This is a genomic window from Rhodococcus gannanensis (genome assembly GCF_042681175.1).
GTDB classification, from domain to species: domain Bacteria; phylum Actinomycetota; class Actinomycetes; order Mycobacteriales; family Mycobacteriaceae; genus Rhodococcus_G; species Rhodococcus_G gannanensis.
The window spans coordinates 77389-95523 of record NZ_JBHUFB010000012.1 but is presented as its reverse complement, the minus strand read 5'-3'; the positions used below and the strand labels follow the sequence as shown (position 1 = coordinate 95523).

Sequence of the window (18135 nt, the reverse complement as noted above, 5' to 3'; positions counted from 1 at the left end):
CCGGCGTCCCATGCTCCGTCTCGTCGTCTTCGGCGCCCTGCTGGCGCTGCTGACCTGGTGGCTGTACCGACGGCTCACCCGTCCCACCGAGCTCGGTCCGCGGGCACGCTCGGCGGTCGCCGTCGCGCTCGGCGTGCTGTGGGCGCTCGCACTGATCGGTGTCGGCAGTGGCGAGGTGTTCGCCACCTCGTGGGCGCGGCCCCTCGGTGCCGTGGGCTGGGTCTGGCTCGCGGCCGGTCTGTACCTGGTCCTCGGCCTCGGGGTGATCGCGCTCGGCACCGGAGTCGACCGGGTGATCCGTCGACGTCGGGGCGTCGACGTTCCGACGAGCCCCGGGCGGCGGCGGTTCCTGCGCATCGCGACCGGCGCGGTCGTGGTGGCCGCCGTCGGTGCCGCCGGGTACGGCGTCGTGGAGGCCTCGACGCCGCGCGTGGTCCGGGTGCGCATCCCCTTGCGACGGCTTCCCGCCGAATTCGCCGGCACCCGCCTCGTGCTGCTGACCGACCTCCACGTCGGTCCGGCCCGAGGGATCGGGTTCACCCGGAAGGTCGTGGACATCGTCGCGGCCGAGAACTCCGACCTGATCCTGATCGGCGGAGACCTCGTCGACGGCACCGTCGCGAAGGTCGGCCCCGATCTCGAACCGCTCGCCGAACTGCGCGCCCCGCTCGGGGTGTTCGGGGTGAGCGGGAATCACGAGTTCTATGCCGGTGACGGCGGACGCTGGCTCGACCTGTGGGATCGCCTCGGCATCCACACCCTCCGCAACACACGCGTCGAGCTCCGTCGCGGCGACGCCGTCGTCGACCTCGCCGGGATCCACGACCTGACGTCGCCCGCGCCGTTCGAGCCGGACCTGGACGCAGCTCTCGCCGGCCGAGACCCCGAGCGGGCGGTGATCCTGCTCGCGCACCAGCCGGCGCAGGTCGTCGACGCCGAACGTCTCGGCGTCGACCTGCAGTTGTCGGGACACACGCACGGAGGGCAGATGTGGCCCCTCGGCTACCTCGTTCCGTTGCAGCAGCCGTCGGTGACAGGTCTCGACAGGTTCGGTGACACCGTGCTCTACACCAGCCGCGGCGCTGGAGCCTGGGGACCACCGGTCCGCGTCGGCGCACCACCCGAGATCACGGTGATCGAACTGGTCCGCGCCTGACCTGCGGTTTTGCGGGAACGTCAGCCGGCTAGAGGCACCACTCGAGGTCGGCGGAGCCGGGCAGCGGAATCACGAAGCACAGGGCGAGTGAACCGTTGCCGAGCGGTCGTTCCGCAGCTGTCGCGGCGGGCGCGGCGACGACTCCGACACCGACCACGAGTGCGGACACGCAGGCGAGACGAACGAACCTGGCAGACATGGTGTCGATCCTTCGAACGGGCGGCGGCCCCGGACCGCCTGACGGCCCCCGTCCATCGTCCGCCCGAGGACCCGCCGGGGACAACCGTCCGGCGGGTCCTCGTCACGACGTCAGCTGCTGAACGCCTCGATCGGCGGGCAGGAGCACACCAGGTTCCGGTCACCGTGTGCGCCGTCGATGCGACGCACCGGCGGCCAGATCTTGTCGGCAGCACCGGCGGGGAACACGGCGAGTTCACGGGAGTACGGGTGCGTCCACTCACCGACGATGCAGGCCGCGGTGTGCGGCGCGCCGCGCAGCGGGTTGTCGTCGACCGGCCACTCGCCTGCCCCGACCCGGTCGATCTCCTTGCGGATCGCGACCATCGCGTCGCAGAACCGGTCGACCTCGGCCAGGTTCTCCGATTCCGTCGGTTCGATCATGAGCGTGCCCGCAACGGGGAAGCTCATGGTCGGCGCGTGGAATCCGTAGTCCGCCAAGCGCTTCGCCACGTCGTCGACGGTGACGCCGGTGTCCTTCGTGATCTGCCGCAGGTCGATGATGCACTCGTGCGCGACCATGCCGTTGTCGCCGGTGTAGAGCACCGGGAAGTGCTCGTCGAGGCGGCGGGCGATGTAGTTCGCCGAGGCGATCGCCGTCAGCGACGCCGACCGCAGTCCGGCGGCGCCCATCATCCGGATGTACGCCCAGGTGATCGGGAGGATCGACGCGCTGCCGTACGGCGCGGCGGACACCGTCGGTCCGCCACCGAGCTCCGGGGCGAGCGGGTGCCCCGGCAGGAACGGCGCGAGGTGCTCACGTACGGCGACCGGGCCGACGCCGGGGCCACCGCCACCATGGGGGATGCAGAACGTCTTGTGCAGGTTCAGGTGGCTGACGTCGCCGCCGAACTTGCCCGGCCGGGCGAGCCCGACCAGCGCGTTCAGGTTCGCGCCGTCGACGTACACCTGGCCGCCCGCGTCGTGCACGGCCGCGCAGATCTCGGTGACCTCGTGCTCGTACACGCCGTGCGTGGACGGGTAGGTGATCATGATCGCCGCGAGCCGCTCGGCGTGATCCGCGATCTTGGCGCGCAGGTCGTCGAGGTCGACATCGCCGTTCGCGCGGCACGCCACGACCTCGACCCGCATCCCGGCCATCACCGCCGACGCCGCGTTCGTGCCGTGGGCACTGGACGGGATCAGGCAGGTGTCGCGGTGCTCGTCGCCGCGGGAGAGGTGGTAGTTGCGGATCGCGAGCAGTCCGGCGTACTCGCCCTGGCTGCCCGCGTTCGGCTGGAGGCTCACCCGGTCGTACCCGGTGACCGACGCCAGCCACGACTCCAGATCGGCGACGAGGCCACGGATGCCGACGGTGTCGTCGGCGGGCGCGAAGGGATGCAGCCTGTTGAACTGCGGCCAGGTGATGGACTCCATCTCGGCGGCCGCGTTGAGCTTCATCGTGCACGATCCGAGCGGGATCATACTGCGGTCGAGCGCGATGTCCTTGTCGGACAGTTTGCGCAGGTAGCGCATCATCGCGGTCTCGGTTCGGTGCGTGGTGAACGCCGGATGGGTGAGGAACTCGGAGGTCCTCGCGAGCGACTCCGGCAGCGACGCGGGCGCTGCCGATTCGAGGTCGTCTGCGACACCGAACGCGGCGAGCACCGACTGCAGGTGCGCGGTGCCGGTCGCCTCGTCGCAGGCGATGCCGACGTGATCGGCGTCGACGAGACGCAGGTTCACGTTCCAGCCCTTGGCCGCCGCGACGACATCCGCCGCGCGGCCGGGGACCCGGGTGAGGACGGTGTCGAAGAAGGCGGCGTGGACCACGTCGACGCCACCGGCGCGCAGTCCCGCGGCGAGGGCCCGTGCCGAGCCGTTGACGCGGCGGGCGATCGTGGTCAGCCCCTCGGCACCGTGATAGCTGGCGTACATCGCCGCGAGAACCGCGAGGAGCACCTGCGCGGTGCAGATGTTCGAGGTCGCCTTCTCGCGGCGGATGTGCTGCTCGCGGGTCTGGAGGGCGAGCCGGTACGCCTTGTCGCCGTCGGCGTCGACGGAGACACCGACGAGCCGGCCGGGCAGCTGGCGGGCGTGCTTCGAGTGGACGGCGAGGTAACCGGCGTGCGGACCGCCGAAGCCCATCGGGACACCGAACCGCTGCGTGGTGCCGAAACAGGCGTCGGCGCCCATCTCACCGGGCGGGGTCAGCAGCGTCAGCGCCAGCAGGTCTGCGCCGACCGCGACGAGGGCGCCGCGCTCGTGTGCGGCGACGATCAGCGCGGAGTGGTCGACGATGCGACCCGACGCACCGGGAAGCTGAGCGAGAACGCCGAAGAAGTCACCGTCGGGCAGGCCCTGGGACAGGTCCGCCTCCACAACCTCGATACCCAGCGGGGTCGCGCGGGTGTCGATGACGGCGCGGGTCTGCGGGAACAGGTCGGTGTCGACGACGAATCGCGGGGACTTCGACCGGCCGGCACGGCGCAGCAGCGTCATCGCCTCCGCGGCGGCGGTCGCCTCGTCGAGCATGGACGAGTTCGCGACCTCCATCCCGGTGAGGTCGGCGACCATCGTCTGGAAGTTGATCAGGGCCTCGAGCCGGCCCTGGCTGATCTCCGGCTGGTACGGCGTGTACGCCGTGTACCAGGCCGGGCTCTCGAGGATGTTCCGAACCAGGACGGGCGGGGTGAGGGTGTCGTAGTACCCGAGTCCGATCATCGACGTCGCGACGGTGTTGCGACCTGCGAGCGCGGACAGCTCCGCCAGCACCTCGTGCTCGGACACCGCCGCGGGCAGGGTGTCCAGACCCGCGCTGACGCCGTCGGTCACCGTGTCGAGGATGCTGCCCGGGATCGCCTTCGCGGCGAGGGTGTCGAGGCTGTCGACACCGATGACGTGCAGGATCCGGTCGAGTTCGGCACGGTTCGGCCCGATGTGCCGCCCGGCGAAGTCGGCAGGATCGAAAGTGGGCTGGTCAGGCAAGGCGACTCCCGGGTCTCGAGGCCACACCGCAGCGCCTGCGGTGCGTTCCTCCCCCTCTGTCGCGTGCTCGTACCGAGCGCCTGAGAGATTCGGGCGCCCATCCTTCCAACAAGACGGCCGACCCTTTCCCCGTGGGCGGGTGGGTGCTCCCACCGCTTTCCAGAGGCGCCGATGCCCGCACGGTCCGGGTGCCTGAGAGATTGACGGGGAGGTGCTGCTCCTTCGGCGTCCGGACGACCTGAATCCGGAGCTCTCCCGTGCGGCGACGACGCACTCGAATTCTATGCGACGCTCACGGCTTCATCCGAACCCGTGTGGTGAGCACCACGTCCCGGCGCCCGCCACAGGGCTCGAAACGGGTGTCGACTAGCCGGTGCGACGGCTGCCGCGGTTGCGTCGCCGCGAGGCGAGCTCGTCCTCGGGGCTCTGCTCCGATTCTCCGCCGTCGGCGCGTTCGGCCGGGAAGTCCGCGATCGTGCCGGTCAGTTCACGCATCGCGCCACTGACGGCAATGCCGAAGACGCCCTGTCCGCCTTGCAGCAGATCCACGACCTCTTCCGGCGAGGTGCACTCGTACACCGTCGTGCCGTCGGAGAACAGGGTGATCTTGGCGAGGTCCGCGACCCCCCGCTTGCGGAGGTGGTCGACCGCGACCCGGATGTTCTGCAACGAGATGCCGGTGTCCAGCAGCCGCTTGACGATCTTGAGGACGAGGATGTCCTTGAACGAGTACAGCCGCTGACTGCCCGAGCCCGCCGCGCCGCGGATCGACGGCACGACCAGCGAGGTGCGTGCCCAGTAGTCGAGCTGGCGGTACGTGATCCCGGCGATCTGGCAGGCGATCGGCACCCGGTATCCGACCAGTTCGTCGGGAACGGAATCGTCGGGGAACAGTCCCGGCTGCAGGTCGTCGACCTCGACCGCTTCGACCGGTGCCTCGGCATCGACGCGCTGACGAACACTCACGTCTTGCGGCTGATCTACCACTGACTGCTCCCTCTCGCACGGAAAAACCGACCCGTGGATCCCCTTCGGCAATGCGCCTGGAATTCTCAGCGTACGCCGCGGCGAATCACATGGTGCGTATTCATGACGGCCAGACGCTATGGGTCGGCGGCCATGCGGTCAACGCAACACGCCCAAGACAGTCGAAGCTTAGCCCCGCTTTAGCTGACTTTACGGAGTCGAGACGCTATCGAGACCGGCCAATGCACAATCGTGACCTTCGGGGTGCGGCGCAGCGGAAGCCCGCCGCCGATGTGTCGAATCGTGCTCGGCAGGCGCGTGTGCGACGACGGCTCAGCCGTCGGTGGCCTTGAAGTCGTCGGGCGAGACCGACTCGAGGAACTCCTTGAACTTCTCCACCTCGTCCTCACGCTCGTCCGGCATCACGAGTCCGGCCTCCGCGAGCACGGCCTCCTCCGCGTAGATCGGGACGCCCGCGCGCAGCGCGATGGCCACCGAGTCGGACGGGCGCGCCGACACGGTGACGTTCCGGTCGAACACCAGGTCCGCGTAGAACGTCCCCTCCTGCAGATCGACGATTCGCACCTCGATCAGGCGGTGCCCGAGGGCACCGATCAAGGTCGTGATCAGGTCGTGCGTGAGGGGCCGAGCCGGCTCGACACCCTGTTGCTCGAGGACGATCGCGGTCGCCTCGGTCTGGCCGATCCAGATCGGCAGATAGCGGTCGCCGTCGGCTTCGCGGAGCAGCAGCACGGGCGAATTCTGTGGCTGCTCGACGCGAATCCCGATCACACGCATCTCACTCATCGCGCCCGCCTCCCGTGAAAACCGTTGCTTCGACCGATTCTATGCCGATGTGAGGACCCGCGCCCGGACGCGCTCGACCCATTCGAGTGCCTCCACCCGGCCTCGTCGGTGTGCACACGCTCAGCGGTCGAGCGCACCACGCACGGCCGCCTTCACCAGGCAGGTGTGCAGTGTGAGGGACAGGGCGGCCAGCTCGCGCACCATCTCCTCGGCCCGGTCGCGGGCGCCCGCGTCGCGCCCCTTCGCGACCGGACCGGCGATCTGGGCGACGAGACCGGCCTCGCGATCGGCGGCGAGCTTGAAGGCGCGCAGGTGGCGCGCCTCGAGCCCGAACCCCGACATCGCTCGCGCGGTGCGGGCGAGGGTGACCGCGTCCTCGTCGAAGAATCCCGCGGAGCCGGGCACGATCAGCCCGGCACGGATCAGCTCGGTGAGGAACCCCTCGTCCACACCGGAACGCGCCAGCAGATCGTTCCGGCTGACCCGCACCTCACGATCAGGGCGGAACTCCTCGGGCGAGACCTCGCCGGGAGCCACCGTGAGCACCCGGGGCCGCCGCGGTGCCGCGTCCGGGGCCCCCACGACAGCGGCGCCGCTGTCGATCGCTTCGAGCTGCTCCTTGATCACCTTCAGGGGCAGGTACTGGTCACGCTGCGCCGTCAGCACGTAGCGGAGTCGCTCACAGTCGGCGAGCGAGAACCGCCGATAGCCCGACGGCGTTCGTTCCGGACTGATCAGACCCTCTGCCTCGAGGAAGCGGATCTTCGAGATCGTCACGTCCGGGAACTCGGGGCGAAGCCGATCCAGGACGGAGCCGATGGACATCCCCCCCGAACCCTGGCTCCGCTGCCCGACCGCGGTCATCAGCTGCCTGCACCCGCAGGAGCGTCGCCGGCCGCCGCGCGCGGCCCGGTCAGGAACACCAGGCGGAACTTGCCGATCTGGACTTCGTCGCCGTTCGCGAGTGTCGCCGAGTCGACCGGCTCCCGGTTGACGTACGTGCCGTTGAGGCTGCCCACGTCGACGACCTGGAACTCGTTCTGCTCGCGACGGAACTCGGCGTGCCTGCGGGAGACCGTCACGTCGTCGAGGAAGATGTCACTGTCCGGGTGCCTGCCCGCCGAGGTGGTCGGGTGATCGAGCAGGAAGCGGGATCCGGCGTTGGGGCCACGCTTGACGACCAGCAGGGCGGAACCGGAGGGCAGGCCCTCGACACCGGAGACGGGCTGCTCGGTCGGCGCGGCGGTGCCGTCCAGGTCGCTGAGGAAATCAGCCCGGAACACAGACGTGGTCTCTGCAGGTGTCTCCCCGTAGACCGCGTCGCCGTCGTTGTCGCTCACCGTTTCTCCTCCTCAGTCCGATGCGTCCGGGAAGCCCCGAGCGGAGACCCGAACGAATCTGTAGACACAATCACAACCGATACGGATCTGCGCCCCGACACGGCGAATGACCTTGCACTCGACCGTACCCTGTGAGCACCTGTCCGCGTAGGCGCTCGCCGTGTGGGGCGGGTCGGGGTCACTCCCCGGTCAACTCCCGATACGCGTTCGCGTCGAGCATCGCGGCGAGCGCGGCGTCCAGTGCGGACTCCTCGACGACCTCGAGTTCGACGAGCCAGCCGTCGCCGTAGGGCGCCGAGTTCACCAGCTCCGGCGCCGAATCCAGATTCTCGTTCGCCGCAACAACTTTCGCGGCGAGCGGCGCGTAGATGTCGGACACACTCTTGGTGGACTCGACCTCGCCGAAGGACTCGCCCGCGGCCGTCTCGTCGCCGACGGCGGGCAACTGGACGAACACGACGTCGCCGAGCTGGGACTGTGCGAAGTCGGTGATGCCGACCCGGACCGTCGTCGATCCCGTCCGCTGCACCCACTCGTGTTCCGCCGTGTAGTGCAGGTCGGCCGGGATGTTGGTCTCGCTCACCGTGAGGTCCTTTCGAAAGGGTCGTACTCGCTGCGGTGGCGTCGGCGCACCACCCGGCAGCGGGAGTTCAATTTCCGGGCTGAGCGTATTGGCGTGGTTTCACCTCTCGCAAGGCGGCTGTCGTGACCTGCTCCGATTGCTCGACCGTCACGGTGCCGCCACTGCGCGCAACGGTGTCCACGACACCGCCGGGGATGTTCAGGGCGGCAGCGAGGGTGGGCGGGTCACCGATCGCGGTGACGGTGTACGGCGCCTGCAGCTGGACCCCGTCGAACTGCAGGTTCCCCGGCGTGCCCCGCACCCAGGAATCCACGCCCACCCGGATCGGGGCGCTGCCGTTGCCTGCGATCTCGATCGACTCCGCGCCCGCGGCGCGCAGTTCCTGGATCATGTCCAAGATCACGTCGGAGCCGACGCCGCGCGCCGGGTCGGTGACGGTGAGCACGACCCCGGGGCCGGTCGCCGGGACGGCGCCCACCTGGATCGAGAGGGCGGACAGGCGCGCGTTCGCCTCGGCGAGGGCCGCCTCGGACCCGCCTCCGCTGCGCTGCAACGTCTCCAGGGTCTCCTGCAGGGTCGCGATCTCCTGGCGGAGGGCCGCTTCCCGCTGTCCGAGGTTGTCGAGGATGACGAGGAGGTCGGCCGGCCTGGCCGAATCGAGGGTGTCGCCGGAGCCGGTGCCCTGTACCTGGGTTGCGATCGCGACCCCGAGCGCCGCCATGAGCAACGCGGCGAGGATCCCGAAGACCACCTTCGACCGTCTGGCCGATGCCGGCGTCTCGGTGTGCCATTCGTGTTTGCCCTCGGGCGCCATGTCAGTACCCACCGTCCCGGCGGTCGCCGGTACGAGATAGTGCGCGGGACATCGTCACGCCCCGAACAACCTGCGGCGCAAGGCCGCCGCATTGCCGAAGATGCGGATACCGAGCACCACGATGATCGCGGTCGAGAGCTGCGTCCCGACGCCGAGCTGGTCTCCCAGCCAGACGATCAACGCGGCCACGAGGACGTTGAAGACGAACGAGACCACGAAGACCTTGGCGTCGAAGATCTCATCGAGATAGGCCCGCAGGCCGCCGAACACGGCGTCGAGGGCGGCGACGACCGCGATGGGCAGGTACGGCTGCACGGAGTCCGGCACCTGGGGCCGGAACACGATGCCCAGGGCGATGCCTGCGACCAGCGCGAGCACGCCGTAGATGGCGTAGCCGTTGCGGGCGGCCTCGACAGGTTTGACGGGTTTCACTGACCCCCCACTTCTCGTGCGCTTCTGACCTCCCGGGCCGTTGCGCCCGGGAGGGTGATGTCGTCGTGTTCGTCGATCGCGAATCCGACACCGTACAACTGCTGTACGCCGGACATGCGCAGGTAGGCGTCGCTGACGACGAAACCGGTCTGCAGCCGCGACGGCTGCCCGATCGCGGAGACCACGTACGGCGACGGCACGGGTTGATTGTCGACGAGCATCGCTCCGCCCGCCTGCCGGATCGTCACCCCCGGACCGACCCGGACGTCTCCGACGGCGACGGCCTCGGCGCCGGAGTTCCACAGTCCGTTGACGACGGCCTGCAGATCCCTGTCGAGGAGGACTGGGTTCGCGCCGGTTCCGGGACGGGACCTGTCGGACAGGTCGGGGCGTGCCGCAGGGTCGGTGAGGGTGACCGTCACGCCGGGGCCGTGCACGGGCACGAGTGCCGCCGCGTGTTCGAGGTCGGTGATCCGGTCCAGGACCGCCGCGCCCTGCGCGTCGCCTGCGAGTGCGGCGGTGCGGGCGGCGTCGGTCCGGGCCAGCAGGTCGTCGCGGGTGGCGGCGAGGTCGGCACCGCGGACCTCGGCGGCGTCGACCTGGGTGAGGATGTCCCTGCGCACCTGCTCCGTGCCGGGGGCGCGGTCGGCGGACTCGGCGTGAGCGACGCCGAAGATCAGGCCGAGGGCGAGTGCCCCACCGACGCACCAGGCCGTCGCGTGCAACGGACGGTGCAGCGCGTGATTGCGTTCCCGGTCTTCGGCGGCTGCGGCGTATCCGGGGTCGAGTCCCTCCGCGAGCAGTGCCGTGAGCAGCGACGGCGTCGGGTTCCGCCGGACGCCGCCGGGGGGCGCAGTTTCCGCCTCGATCACGGCGAGTCCGTTCGTCGGCCGGAATCCTCGAGTACCGGCACCTCCCGGGCGATGTTGCGGGCGGCGAGCAGGTACAGCAGGCCGGTCCAGACGTACAGGGCGGTGCCCCACACCAGCAGTGCGTAACCGAGGGCGTGCGCCGCGGACGCGATCGCCCAATCCCCCTGGGCGGCCAGCACCAGGGGCAGCGCGAACATGAGCGCGAAGGTCGCGGCCTTGCCCAGGTACATCACCGACGGCGGTGGCAGCCCGCGGCGCCGGTACACGTACAGACTGGCGGCGAGGATCAGGTCACGGCCGATCAGCACGAACGCCACCCACCACGGGATCATGTCGCGGATCGCGAACGCCAGCAGCGTGGTGACGACGTACAGCCGATCGACGAGGGGATCCAGCAGCCCACCCAGAGTCGACATCTGGTTCAGCAGCCGGGCAAGTTTGCCGTCCGCCCAGTCCGTGAATCCGCTGAGCATGAGGATGGCCAGAGCCCACCCGTCTGCCTGCGGCACCAGCAGCAGGTACGCGAACACCGGCACACCGATCAGCCGGAGCAGGCTGAGCAGGTTGGGCACCGTGACCACACGGTCGGTGACCGTCGGGGCCTCCGCCGCTGTCTGCGGCCGCTCTGCGCTGTCCACGTTCACTCCCACATCTCACTCGGCCGGGCATCCCGGTCGGGGCCCGGTCAAGCCTGTCACACGGGAGGAGTGGGCGCGGGCAGGCAGGCCACGGCGTCGGCGGTGAGGCTGCCGAGGTACAGCAGGCCGCCCGCCTCACGGACACCCGTGACGGGCGCGTAACTGCCGCGGTCGCCACGCAGGTCGTGCACGACCGTGCCCTCCCCGTCGAACCCGAGTACCCGGCCGGCGAGGACGGGCTGCGGCGCGAGCCGGTCCGGGAGGTTGGCAGCGACGATCCGCAACGCGGGGTACGGGGCCATCCGGTCCAGCGCGGGAAGCCGTGGGCTGTACAGCGCCACCCAGAAGATGCCGCTCTCGGACTGGGAGGCGATGTTGTCGGGGAAGCCGGGCATGTTGTCCACCCAGGTCGTTGCGGTGCCGGCGGTGGGGCCGCGCAGGTCGACGCGGCGGATCGCGTAGCCGGCCGTCTCCGCCACGAGGAGGTACGACTCGTCGGCGGCGAGACCGACCCCGTTCCCGAATTGCAGCCCGGCGAGCAGGACGTCGGTGTCGCCGGTCGCGGGGTCGAACCGGATCAGGCGACCGGTCCCCGAGTGTTCGATCGCGTCGAGTCGGTGCTCTGCGAGGCGGAAGCGGGCCGACGAGTCGGTGAAGTAGACGACCCCGGCGGAGTCGACGGCAGCGTTGTTGCACAGGAGCAGCGGCGATCCCGCGGCGGTGTCGGTGAGGACGTCGACGCGGCCGCGGTCGTCGACACGGAGCAGCCCCCGGTCGGCGTCGCACACGAGGTAGCGGCCGTCGGCGAGGACTTCGACGCCGAGCGGCCGGCCTCCGGTGTCGGCGATCCGGGTGACGCGGCCCGGGCCGTCGAACCGCCAGATCGCACCGTCGTCGGTCCCGGTGACGACCCGGCCCTCACCGTCGACGGCGACGTCCTCCGGGCCCGTCGAGCCCGGGAGTGGCCACCTTTCCACGGCGTCGAAATCGACTGTGGAGCCCGATGTCTCCCGGGGCGCGGGCGGCGCGGTCCACGCCACCGGATCCACGCCGGTGCGGTCGAGTCGGGCGAGGGCGCGGCGGAGCGGTCCCATGACGGCAACAGTAGCCCCGGGCGGACCACCCCGTAACCCCGAGCGGCCCGCCACCGTAACCCTGAGGTGGCCCGCCACCGCGACTACTTGGCCGCGAAGTCCGGCTGCGCGTACTCCGCGACTCGTGTCGGCCGACCGTGCAGGACGACCTCACGGAACTGGTGGATGAGGGCCGCGGTGGGCGCGAACATGGCCCCACCCCGGAACGGCCACCGCAGGAACGGCGGCGCCCCCTCGGGGGTACCGGGGACGGGCTGGATCAGCGGGTCGACGTCGACTTCCTCCACCGCGACCTCGAAGACCATCGCGACCTCTGCCGGGTTCGGGACGATCGGACCGTCGGGCGCGCCGAGCCACACCACGACGGGCGTGATGACGAACCCGGACCGGGTCACGTAGTCGTCGAGGAGCCCGAGAACGGCGTCGGCCCCGGCCCGTACTCCGAGTTCCTCGTCGAGTTCGCGTGCCGCGGCGGCTTCCGGTGTCTCACCGGGATCGATGCTGCCTCCGGGCAGCGCGAACTGTCCCGCGTGGGCACGCATCTTCGGCTGCCGGCGGGTGAGCAACAACCGGGACCCCTCGTCGTCCGTCACGACGGCCAGCGCGACTGCGGCACGCCGGGTACCGGTGTCGGGGACCGCGACCCGGTCGAATGCTGCCACGCGCGCGGCGCATTCGGCTCGCTCGAGCCGTCGACCGGGTCGGCGCGGCACGCGGTCGGTCGGATCCTCGTCCCGGGTCGACGGCTCGTCGGGCGCGGGCGGTGTGTCGTGGGCCATGCCCCGACGTTATCCGCTCAGGCCAGCGCGTCGACGTAGGCGCCCTGCCAGACGGTGTCGAACGGGGTGTGGGCGCCGATTCGACCGGCGATTCCGGCGGTGACGAACTCCTTCGCGAACTCGACGGCCGACTCGACTGGAGCGCCCTTCGCCAGTTCGGCCGTGACGGCGGCGGCGAGCGTGCAGCCGGCGCCCGAGACTCGTTCCTGCCCGACCTTCGGGGCGCGCAGGACGGTCACCTCGGTGCCGTCGAACAGCACGTCGACGGCGTCGTCGCCGGGGAGTTCGACACCGCCCTTGGCGATGACGTGGCTCGGACCGAGATCGTGGATGCGGCGTGCCGCCTCGATCAGGTCGTCGACGGAATCGATCGACTCCATCCCCGCGAGGGTCCGCGCCTCGAACAGGTTCGGGGTCACCACCGTCGCGAGCGGCAGGATCTGCTCGCGCAGGGCGGTGTCGGTGTCGAGCGCGGCGCCGGGCTCCTGCCCCTTGCAGATGAGAACGGGGTCGAGGACGACGTGACGCCACGACTGACTGCGCAGCCCGGCCGCGACGACCTCGATGGTGTCCGGGGTGCCGAGCATGCCGATCTTGACGACGTCGAGATCGTGGGCGGCGGTCGCGGCTTCGATCTGGTCGGCGATGACATCCGGGGCGACGGGAACGAACCGGTGGCCCCATCCGGCCTTCGGGTCGAACGAGACGATGCAGGTGACGGTGCCGACACCGTAGACGCCGAGTTCCTGGAAGGTCTTGAGGTCGACCTGCAGGCCGGCGCCACCGGTCGCTTCCGAGCCGGCGATGACATAGGCGAGGTCGACCACTGGGAACTCCTTCTGGAACACCGCGGCGGTCATGTGGACCGCCGTGTCACGGCAGTTGTCCAGGATAGTCGCCCCGACGGATCGGGCGGAACGCGCCGGTCGGTGCCCCGCTACGCACCGACCCGCACACGGCCCCGCTTCGGCGGCTGTCCGGCCGCCAGCAGCGCCGCGGCGCGGTCCAGGATGCACGCGAGCCCGTATTCGAAGTTGGCCTCGTCGGGGGCGCCACCGGTGCGGCCGTGTGAGGTGGCCTCGGCCAGCAAAGGCGTTGTCTCGTGGGTGATCTCGAGGTCCTCGTAGTAGGCGTGCGAGTCCGGGTCGGCGGCCTTCGCCTTGTCGCCCAACCGGGCGAGGACGACCGAACCGCGCACGTGGAGCTGTACGGCGGAGAAGATGTCGTACGCATCGGAGAGCGGCAGGCCGGCGGCGACGAGTCCGGCGATCACCTTCTCGATCTGCTGGGCGCCTGCCTGTCCGTGCCGCGGGCTGAGGGTGGAGCGGATGAGGATCAGGTCGGTGAGGATCGGGTTGGCCAGGAACGTCGACCGCATCGTCCGGGCGAAGGCCGCGAGGGTCTCCTTCCACCCCGTCACCTGCGGCACGGGGACCGAGACCAGGTACTGACGCACCGCGCGGTCGGTCATCTCGTTGAGGAGATCGTCCTTCTTGCGGAAGTACCAGTAGATGCTCGTGACGCCGACTCCGAGGTGCTTGCCGAGCATGGGCATGCTCAGGTTGTCGATCGACACCTGCTCGGCGAGTTCGAAGGCACCCGCGACGATATCGTCGGGGTCGATCGAACCACGTTCCCGCCGTTGCCGTTTGGGTTCAGCGCCACGCTTGGCCATGTCCGCACCTCCGTCGCGCCCAGGTGGGCGCCCTCTGCATTACCGTAAACCGTACGGCACGCTTGTCATCAGCGCCGGGCCACTCCCCCACCAGCCTTGCCGAATGCTCTACCGAAGACTATACAGTAGGCATGTTCACCGAGGGCTTTCCCGCGACCGGAGCCATCGCTCGCCCCGCGCCCGTGCACCGCGATTCGCGGACAACCGATCCCGAAGGAGACGCTCGATGAGCCAGTTCACCGCGGCACCGGTCTTCGACGCCGACCAGCACATGTACGAGACGGCCGAGGCGCTGACGAAGTACCTGCCCGAGCGCTACGCGCACGCGGTCCAGTACGCACGGATCGGGCGTCACACACGGATCGTCATCAACGGACGGGTCACGGACTTCATCCCGAATCCCACGTTCGACCGGGTCGCGGCGCCCGGCGCGCACGAGAAGTTCTTCGCAGGAGAGAATGTCGACGGTCTGACGCTGCGGGAGATGCAGGGTCCCGCGATCGACGCTCCGCCGGCCGCACGCAACCCGCAGGACCGCGTCGCCGAACTGGACCGGCAGGGCGTGCGCGAGGCGCTGAACTATCCGACCCTCGCGAGTCTCGTGGAGCACTCGGCGGCCGACGATCCGGAACTGACGCTGGCGATCATCCACGCCCTCAACCGCTGGATGCTCGAGCACTGGACGTTCGCATACGAGGGCCGTGTCTTCTCCACGCCGGTCCTCAACTGCGCCGAGGTCGACGGCGCCCGGCGCGAGCTCGAGTTCATCCTCGACAACGGCGCCAAGGTGGCCCTGATCAAGCCGGCCCCGGTCAAGGGCCTGCACGGGTGGCGCTCCCCCGCGCTGCCCGAGTTCGACCCGTTCTGGCGCGACGTCGAATCGGCCGGACTCCCGATCGTGTTGCACGCCAGCCAGCCACCGCTCGACGACTACGTGAACCGGTGGGAACCGCCGCGCACCGACAACTTCATGGCGATGAGCGCGTTCCGGTGGCTCGTGCTCGGCCACCGCGAGATCTCCGACATGATCGGCAGCCTGATCTGTCACGGCACCCTGACCCGCTTTCCGAAACTGCGCATCGCCAGTGTGGAGAGCGGGAGTTCGTGGATCCGCCCGCTGTTCCACGACCTGGAGGACCTGACACGCAAGATGCCGCAGAACTTTGCGGAGGATCCCCTCGATGTCTTCCGTCGCAACATCTGGGTGAGCCCGTTCTGGGAAGGCTCGGTGTCGGACGTGGTGGAGACGGTCGGATGGGACCGGGTCCTGTTCGGTTCCGACTACCCGCACCCGGAGGGTCTACCCGAGCCCAAGGGTTTCTGGAAGTACGCCGAGGGCATGGACGAGCGTCGCACGTACGACTTCATGGGAGACAACGCTCGGCGGTTCATGGGCCTTCCACTCGCCAACCCCGATCCCGCGGCGGCCCGGCCACCCGCCGTCGCGGCGTCCTGAACCCGACGGTCGACCCGAACACATCCCGCACCTGGCGAGGAAGGATCATCGTGAACAACGCGCAGACCTGGGACGAGAGTCTCGACGATCTCGAGCGGCGCCGGCAGCACACCTACGCGATGGGCGGGGAGGAACGGATCGCCCGACACCACGCGAAGGGCAAGCTCGACGCCCGTGCCCGCATCGATCATCTGCTCGACAACGCCAGTTTCCAGGAGTTCGGAACCCTCGTCGGCGGCGACGTGCCCGCCGACGGTCTGGTCGCCGGATCCGGCCTGATCGACGGCAGACCGGTCCTGGTGGGCGCGGAGGACTTCACCACCCTGGCGGGCAGCATCGCGCCCGGAAGCAACTCCAAGCGCTACCGACTCGCCGAACTCGCCGAGCGCATGAAAGTTCCGCTGATCATGCTGCTCGAGGGTGCGGGGTTCCGCCCCACCGGATCCCACTACGGCCGCACCCCGACCGACCTCCTCGCCCAGGCCCGGTGCTCGGGCAGGGTTCCGACCGTCGCGGCGGTGCTGGGTCCGTCCGCCGGCCACGGCGCCCTGGTGGCGCCGGTGTGCGACTTCTCCGTGATGACCAGGCAGGGAGCGATCTTCACTGCGGGACCACCGGTGGTGAAGGAGTCGACCGGGGAGGACGTCTCGAAAGAGGATCTCGGCGGGCCGGACGTCGCGCTGTCCAGCGGCGTCGTGCACAACCTCGTCGAGGACGACAAGTCCGCGCTCGAATCGGTGCGGCGCTACCTGTCGTTCTTCCCGTCGAGCGCATGGTCGTATCCCCCGTCGTTCCTCCCGGACGACGACGCCGCTCCCCGGGCGACCCCCGAACTGCTCGACATCGTCTCGCGCGACAACCGGCGCGTCTACGACATGCACTCGGTGCTCGACTCCGTGTTCGACACACCGGACTGGATGGAGATCCAGCCGTCGTTCGGTCCCGCGGTGATCTGCGCGCTCGCGCATCTCGGCGGGCACCCGGTCGCGGTGGTGGCGAATCAGCCCACCGTCCTCGCCGGGTCCATCGACGCCGATGCCGCCGACAAGGCGGCGCACTTCATCACGGTCGCCGACTCGTTCCACCTCCCGATCGTGTTCCTGACCGACAATCCCGGGATGCTGCCCGGCAGCGCGTCGGAGCGTGCCGGGGTCCTGCGCAGCGGCGCACGGATGTTCGCCGCACAGACGTCGGCGACCACGATCAAGCTGCACCTCACGTTGCGGAAGGCGTACGGATTCGGATCGATGGTGATGTCGCTGCTCGGCTACGACGACCAGGTCGCGACCTTCGCGTATCCGGGAGCGACGATGGGGGCGATGAGCGCCGCCGCGCTGAGCATGGCGACGGGAGCCGAGCAGGACGTCTCGGCGCTGCTGCAGGAGATGGAACTGAAGGCGTCCTACTTCTCCGCTGAGCACATGGGTTTCGACGAGATGATCTCCCCGGTCGAGACCCGGAACCGGCTGCTGACGGCGCTGCAGCGCGGGCTCCACAGCCGTCAGGACCCGGCACGACCGGTCACCCGAACCGTCATCACTCCGTGAAGGTGCGACCCCAGCGGTTACGATCGCTGGGACACACGGAGGTGCGCAAGGTATGGCCAGGCAGGATTCCGAGCCGAAACGGCAACGCCGGGAACGCGGTTCGATCAACCCCGACGACATCGTCGCGGGCGCCTTCGAACTCGCCGAGCAGGTGACACTCGACAACCTGAGCATGCCCATGCTCGGCAAGCACCTCGGGGTCGGCGTCACCAGCATCTACTGGTACTTCCGCAAGAAGGACGATCTCCTCAACGAGATGACCGACCGCGCGGTGCGTGAGCACCTGATGTCGGTCGAGTTCCCCGAGGTCACCGGGTGGCGGGACATGCTCGCCACCTATGCGCGCACCATGCGTGCGACGTTCCTGGCCAACCCGATTCTCATCGACCTGATTCTCATCCGGTCCACGCTGAGCCCGAAGCACGGGCAGATCGGCGCCCAGCAGATCGAGCAGGTGGTCGCCGGACTGGTCGCGGCCGGTCTACCCCTGGCCGATGCGTACGACACGTTCTCCGCCGTGCAACTGCACGTTCGCGGTTTCGTGGTCCTCGCCAGGCTGGGTGACAAGGCACGCGACGCCGACCCGAATTCGCATGCCTACTACGAGGATCTCGAGATCACCCCGGAGAACACGCCACTACTGGCGGAGGCGACGGCGCTCGGCAACACGGGTGGTGTCCCCGACGACCGGAACTTCGAGTACGGCCTCGAGTGCATTCTCGATCACGCGGCTGCACGACTCGACGCCACAGCCGGATCGGCCAAGCGCACCACGCGCCGCCGCACGAAGTCCGCAGGCGCCTGACGTACC

19 protein-coding genes and 1 riboswitch are annotated in these 18135 nt (G+C 69.6%); of the genes, 4 read left to right on the top strand and 15 right to left on the bottom strand.

Annotated elements, in window-relative coordinates:
* Positions 1 to 10: 10 nt before the first annotated feature.
* Entirely contained in the window at positions 11 to 1156 is a 1146-nt protein-coding gene (locus ACFSJG_RS15290) for a metallophosphoesterase (protein WP_378486090.1), read from the top strand.
* Positions 1157 to 1184: 28 nt separating this feature from the next.
* Here ACFSJG_RS15290 and ACFSJG_RS15285 read toward each other — a convergent pair whose 3' ends face one another.
* From ACFSJG_RS15285 to ACFSJG_RS15215, 15 genes are all read right to left on the bottom strand, one after another.
* Positions 1185 to 1355: a hypothetical protein gene (locus ACFSJG_RS15285; protein WP_378486089.1), complete on the bottom strand. Its 171-nt coding sequence runs from the start codon at positions 1353 to 1355 to the stop codon at positions 1185 to 1187.
* A gap of 110 nt (positions 1356 to 1465) precedes the next feature.
* A complete protein-coding gene (gene gcvP, locus ACFSJG_RS15280) occupies positions 1466 to 4321 on the bottom strand; it encodes an aminomethyl-transferring glycine dehydrogenase (protein WP_378486088.1) in 2856 nt (951 codons plus the stop codon).
* Between the two features lie 170 nt (positions 4322 to 4491).
* Positions 4492 to 4589: riboswitch (glycine riboswitch) on the bottom strand.
* Between the two features lie 98 nt (positions 4590 to 4687).
* Complete coding sequence (locus ACFSJG_RS15275) at positions 4688 to 5287, bottom strand: MerR family transcriptional regulator (protein WP_378486087.1); 600 nt, start codon at positions 5285 to 5287, stop codon at positions 4688 to 4690.
* Positions 5288 to 5620: 333 nt separating this feature from the next.
* Positions 5621 to 6094 carry a bifunctional nuclease family protein gene (locus tag ACFSJG_RS15270; protein ID WP_378486086.1) on the bottom strand — a complete coding sequence of 158 codons (474 nt, stop codon included), beginning with the start codon at positions 6092 to 6094 and terminating at the stop codon, positions 5621 to 5623.
* Positions 6095 to 6214: 120 nt separating this feature from the next.
* Positions 6215 to 6958 carry a transcriptional regulator FtsR gene (gene ftsR / locus ACFSJG_RS15265; RefSeq protein ID WP_378486085.1) on the bottom strand — a complete coding sequence of 248 codons (744 nt, stop codon included), beginning with the start codon at positions 6956 to 6958 and terminating at the stop codon, positions 6215 to 6217.
* Positions 6958 to 7434 carry a glycogen accumulation regulator GarA gene (gene garA, locus ACFSJG_RS15260; RefSeq protein ID WP_007530547.1) on the bottom strand — a complete coding sequence of 159 codons (477 nt, stop codon included), beginning with the start codon at positions 7432 to 7434 and terminating at the stop codon, positions 6958 to 6960. The genes ftsR and garA overlap by 1 nt, the downstream gene beginning before the upstream one ends.
* 178 nt (positions 7435 to 7612) lie before the next feature.
* On the bottom strand, positions 7613 to 8017 hold the full coding sequence (gcvH, locus tag ACFSJG_RS15255; RefSeq protein WP_378486084.1) for a glycine cleavage system protein GcvH: 405 nt from the start codon (positions 8015 to 8017) through the stop codon (positions 7613 to 7615).
* Positions 8018 to 8084: 67 nt separating this feature from the next.
* Positions 8085 to 8831 (bottom strand): DUF881 domain-containing protein, encoded by a 747-nt coding sequence (locus ACFSJG_RS15250; protein ID WP_378486438.1) that lies wholly within the window; start codon positions 8829 to 8831, stop codon positions 8085 to 8087.
* 54 nt (positions 8832 to 8885) lie between these two features.
* Positions 8886 to 9263, bottom strand: coding sequence for a small basic family protein (locus tag ACFSJG_RS15245; protein ID WP_378486083.1), 378 nt, complete (start codon positions 9261 to 9263; stop codon positions 8886 to 8888).
* Positions 9260 to 10135 (bottom strand): DUF881 domain-containing protein, encoded by an 876-nt coding sequence (locus tag ACFSJG_RS15240; protein ID WP_378486082.1) that lies wholly within the window; start codon positions 10133 to 10135, stop codon positions 9260 to 9262. The genes ACFSJG_RS15245 and ACFSJG_RS15240 overlap by 4 nt, the downstream gene beginning before the upstream one ends.
* Positions 10132 to 10773, bottom strand: a complete 642-nt coding sequence (locus ACFSJG_RS15235; protein ID WP_378486081.1) for a CDP-alcohol phosphatidyltransferase family protein — start codon at positions 10771 to 10773, stop codon at positions 10132 to 10134. Before ACFSJG_RS15235 ends, ACFSJG_RS15240 begins: the two co-directional genes overlap by 4 nt.
* Before the next feature lie 56 nt (positions 10774 to 10829).
* A complete protein-coding gene (locus ACFSJG_RS15230; protein ID WP_378486080.1) occupies positions 10830 to 11867 on the bottom strand; it encodes an SMP-30/gluconolactonase/LRE family protein in 1038 nt (345 codons plus the stop codon).
* A gap of 83 nt (positions 11868 to 11950) precedes the next feature.
* Positions 11951 to 12646 carry an NUDIX hydrolase gene (locus tag ACFSJG_RS15225; RefSeq protein ID WP_378486079.1) on the bottom strand — a complete coding sequence of 232 codons (696 nt, stop codon included), beginning with the start codon at positions 12644 to 12646 and terminating at the stop codon, positions 11951 to 11953.
* 17 nt (positions 12647 to 12663) lie between these two features.
* A complete protein-coding gene (gene thiD, locus ACFSJG_RS15220) occupies positions 12664 to 13473 on the bottom strand; it encodes a bifunctional hydroxymethylpyrimidine kinase/phosphomethylpyrimidine kinase (RefSeq protein ID WP_378486437.1) in 810 nt (269 codons plus the stop codon).
* Between the two features lie 110 nt (positions 13474 to 13583).
* Positions 13584 to 14321, bottom strand: coding sequence for a TetR/AcrR family transcriptional regulator (locus tag ACFSJG_RS15215; protein WP_378486078.1), 738 nt, complete (start codon positions 14319 to 14321; stop codon positions 13584 to 13586).
* 226 nt (positions 14322 to 14547) lie between these two features.
* Between ACFSJG_RS15215 and ACFSJG_RS15210 the strand changes: the two genes are divergently transcribed.
* Genes ACFSJG_RS15210 through ACFSJG_RS15200 form a run of 3 tightly spaced genes read left to right on the top strand, consistent with a single transcriptional unit; the run spans position 14548 to position 18129 of the window.
* On the top strand, positions 14548 to 15777 hold the full coding sequence (locus ACFSJG_RS15210) for an amidohydrolase family protein (protein ID WP_378486077.1): 1230 nt from the start codon (positions 14548 to 14550) through the stop codon (positions 15775 to 15777).
* Between the two features lie 50 nt (positions 15778 to 15827).
* The gene (locus ACFSJG_RS15205; RefSeq protein WP_378486076.1) at positions 15828 to 17324 is read left to right on the top strand and encodes an acyl-CoA carboxylase subunit beta; all 1497 of its coding nucleotides are present in this window, start codon (positions 15828 to 15830) and stop codon (positions 17322 to 17324) included.
* Between the two features lie 52 nt (positions 17325 to 17376).
* Complete coding sequence (locus ACFSJG_RS15200) at positions 17377 to 18129, top strand: TetR/AcrR family transcriptional regulator (RefSeq protein WP_378486075.1); 753 nt, start codon at positions 17377 to 17379, stop codon at positions 18127 to 18129.
* The last annotated feature ends 6 nt before the right edge of the window (positions 18130 to 18135 follow it).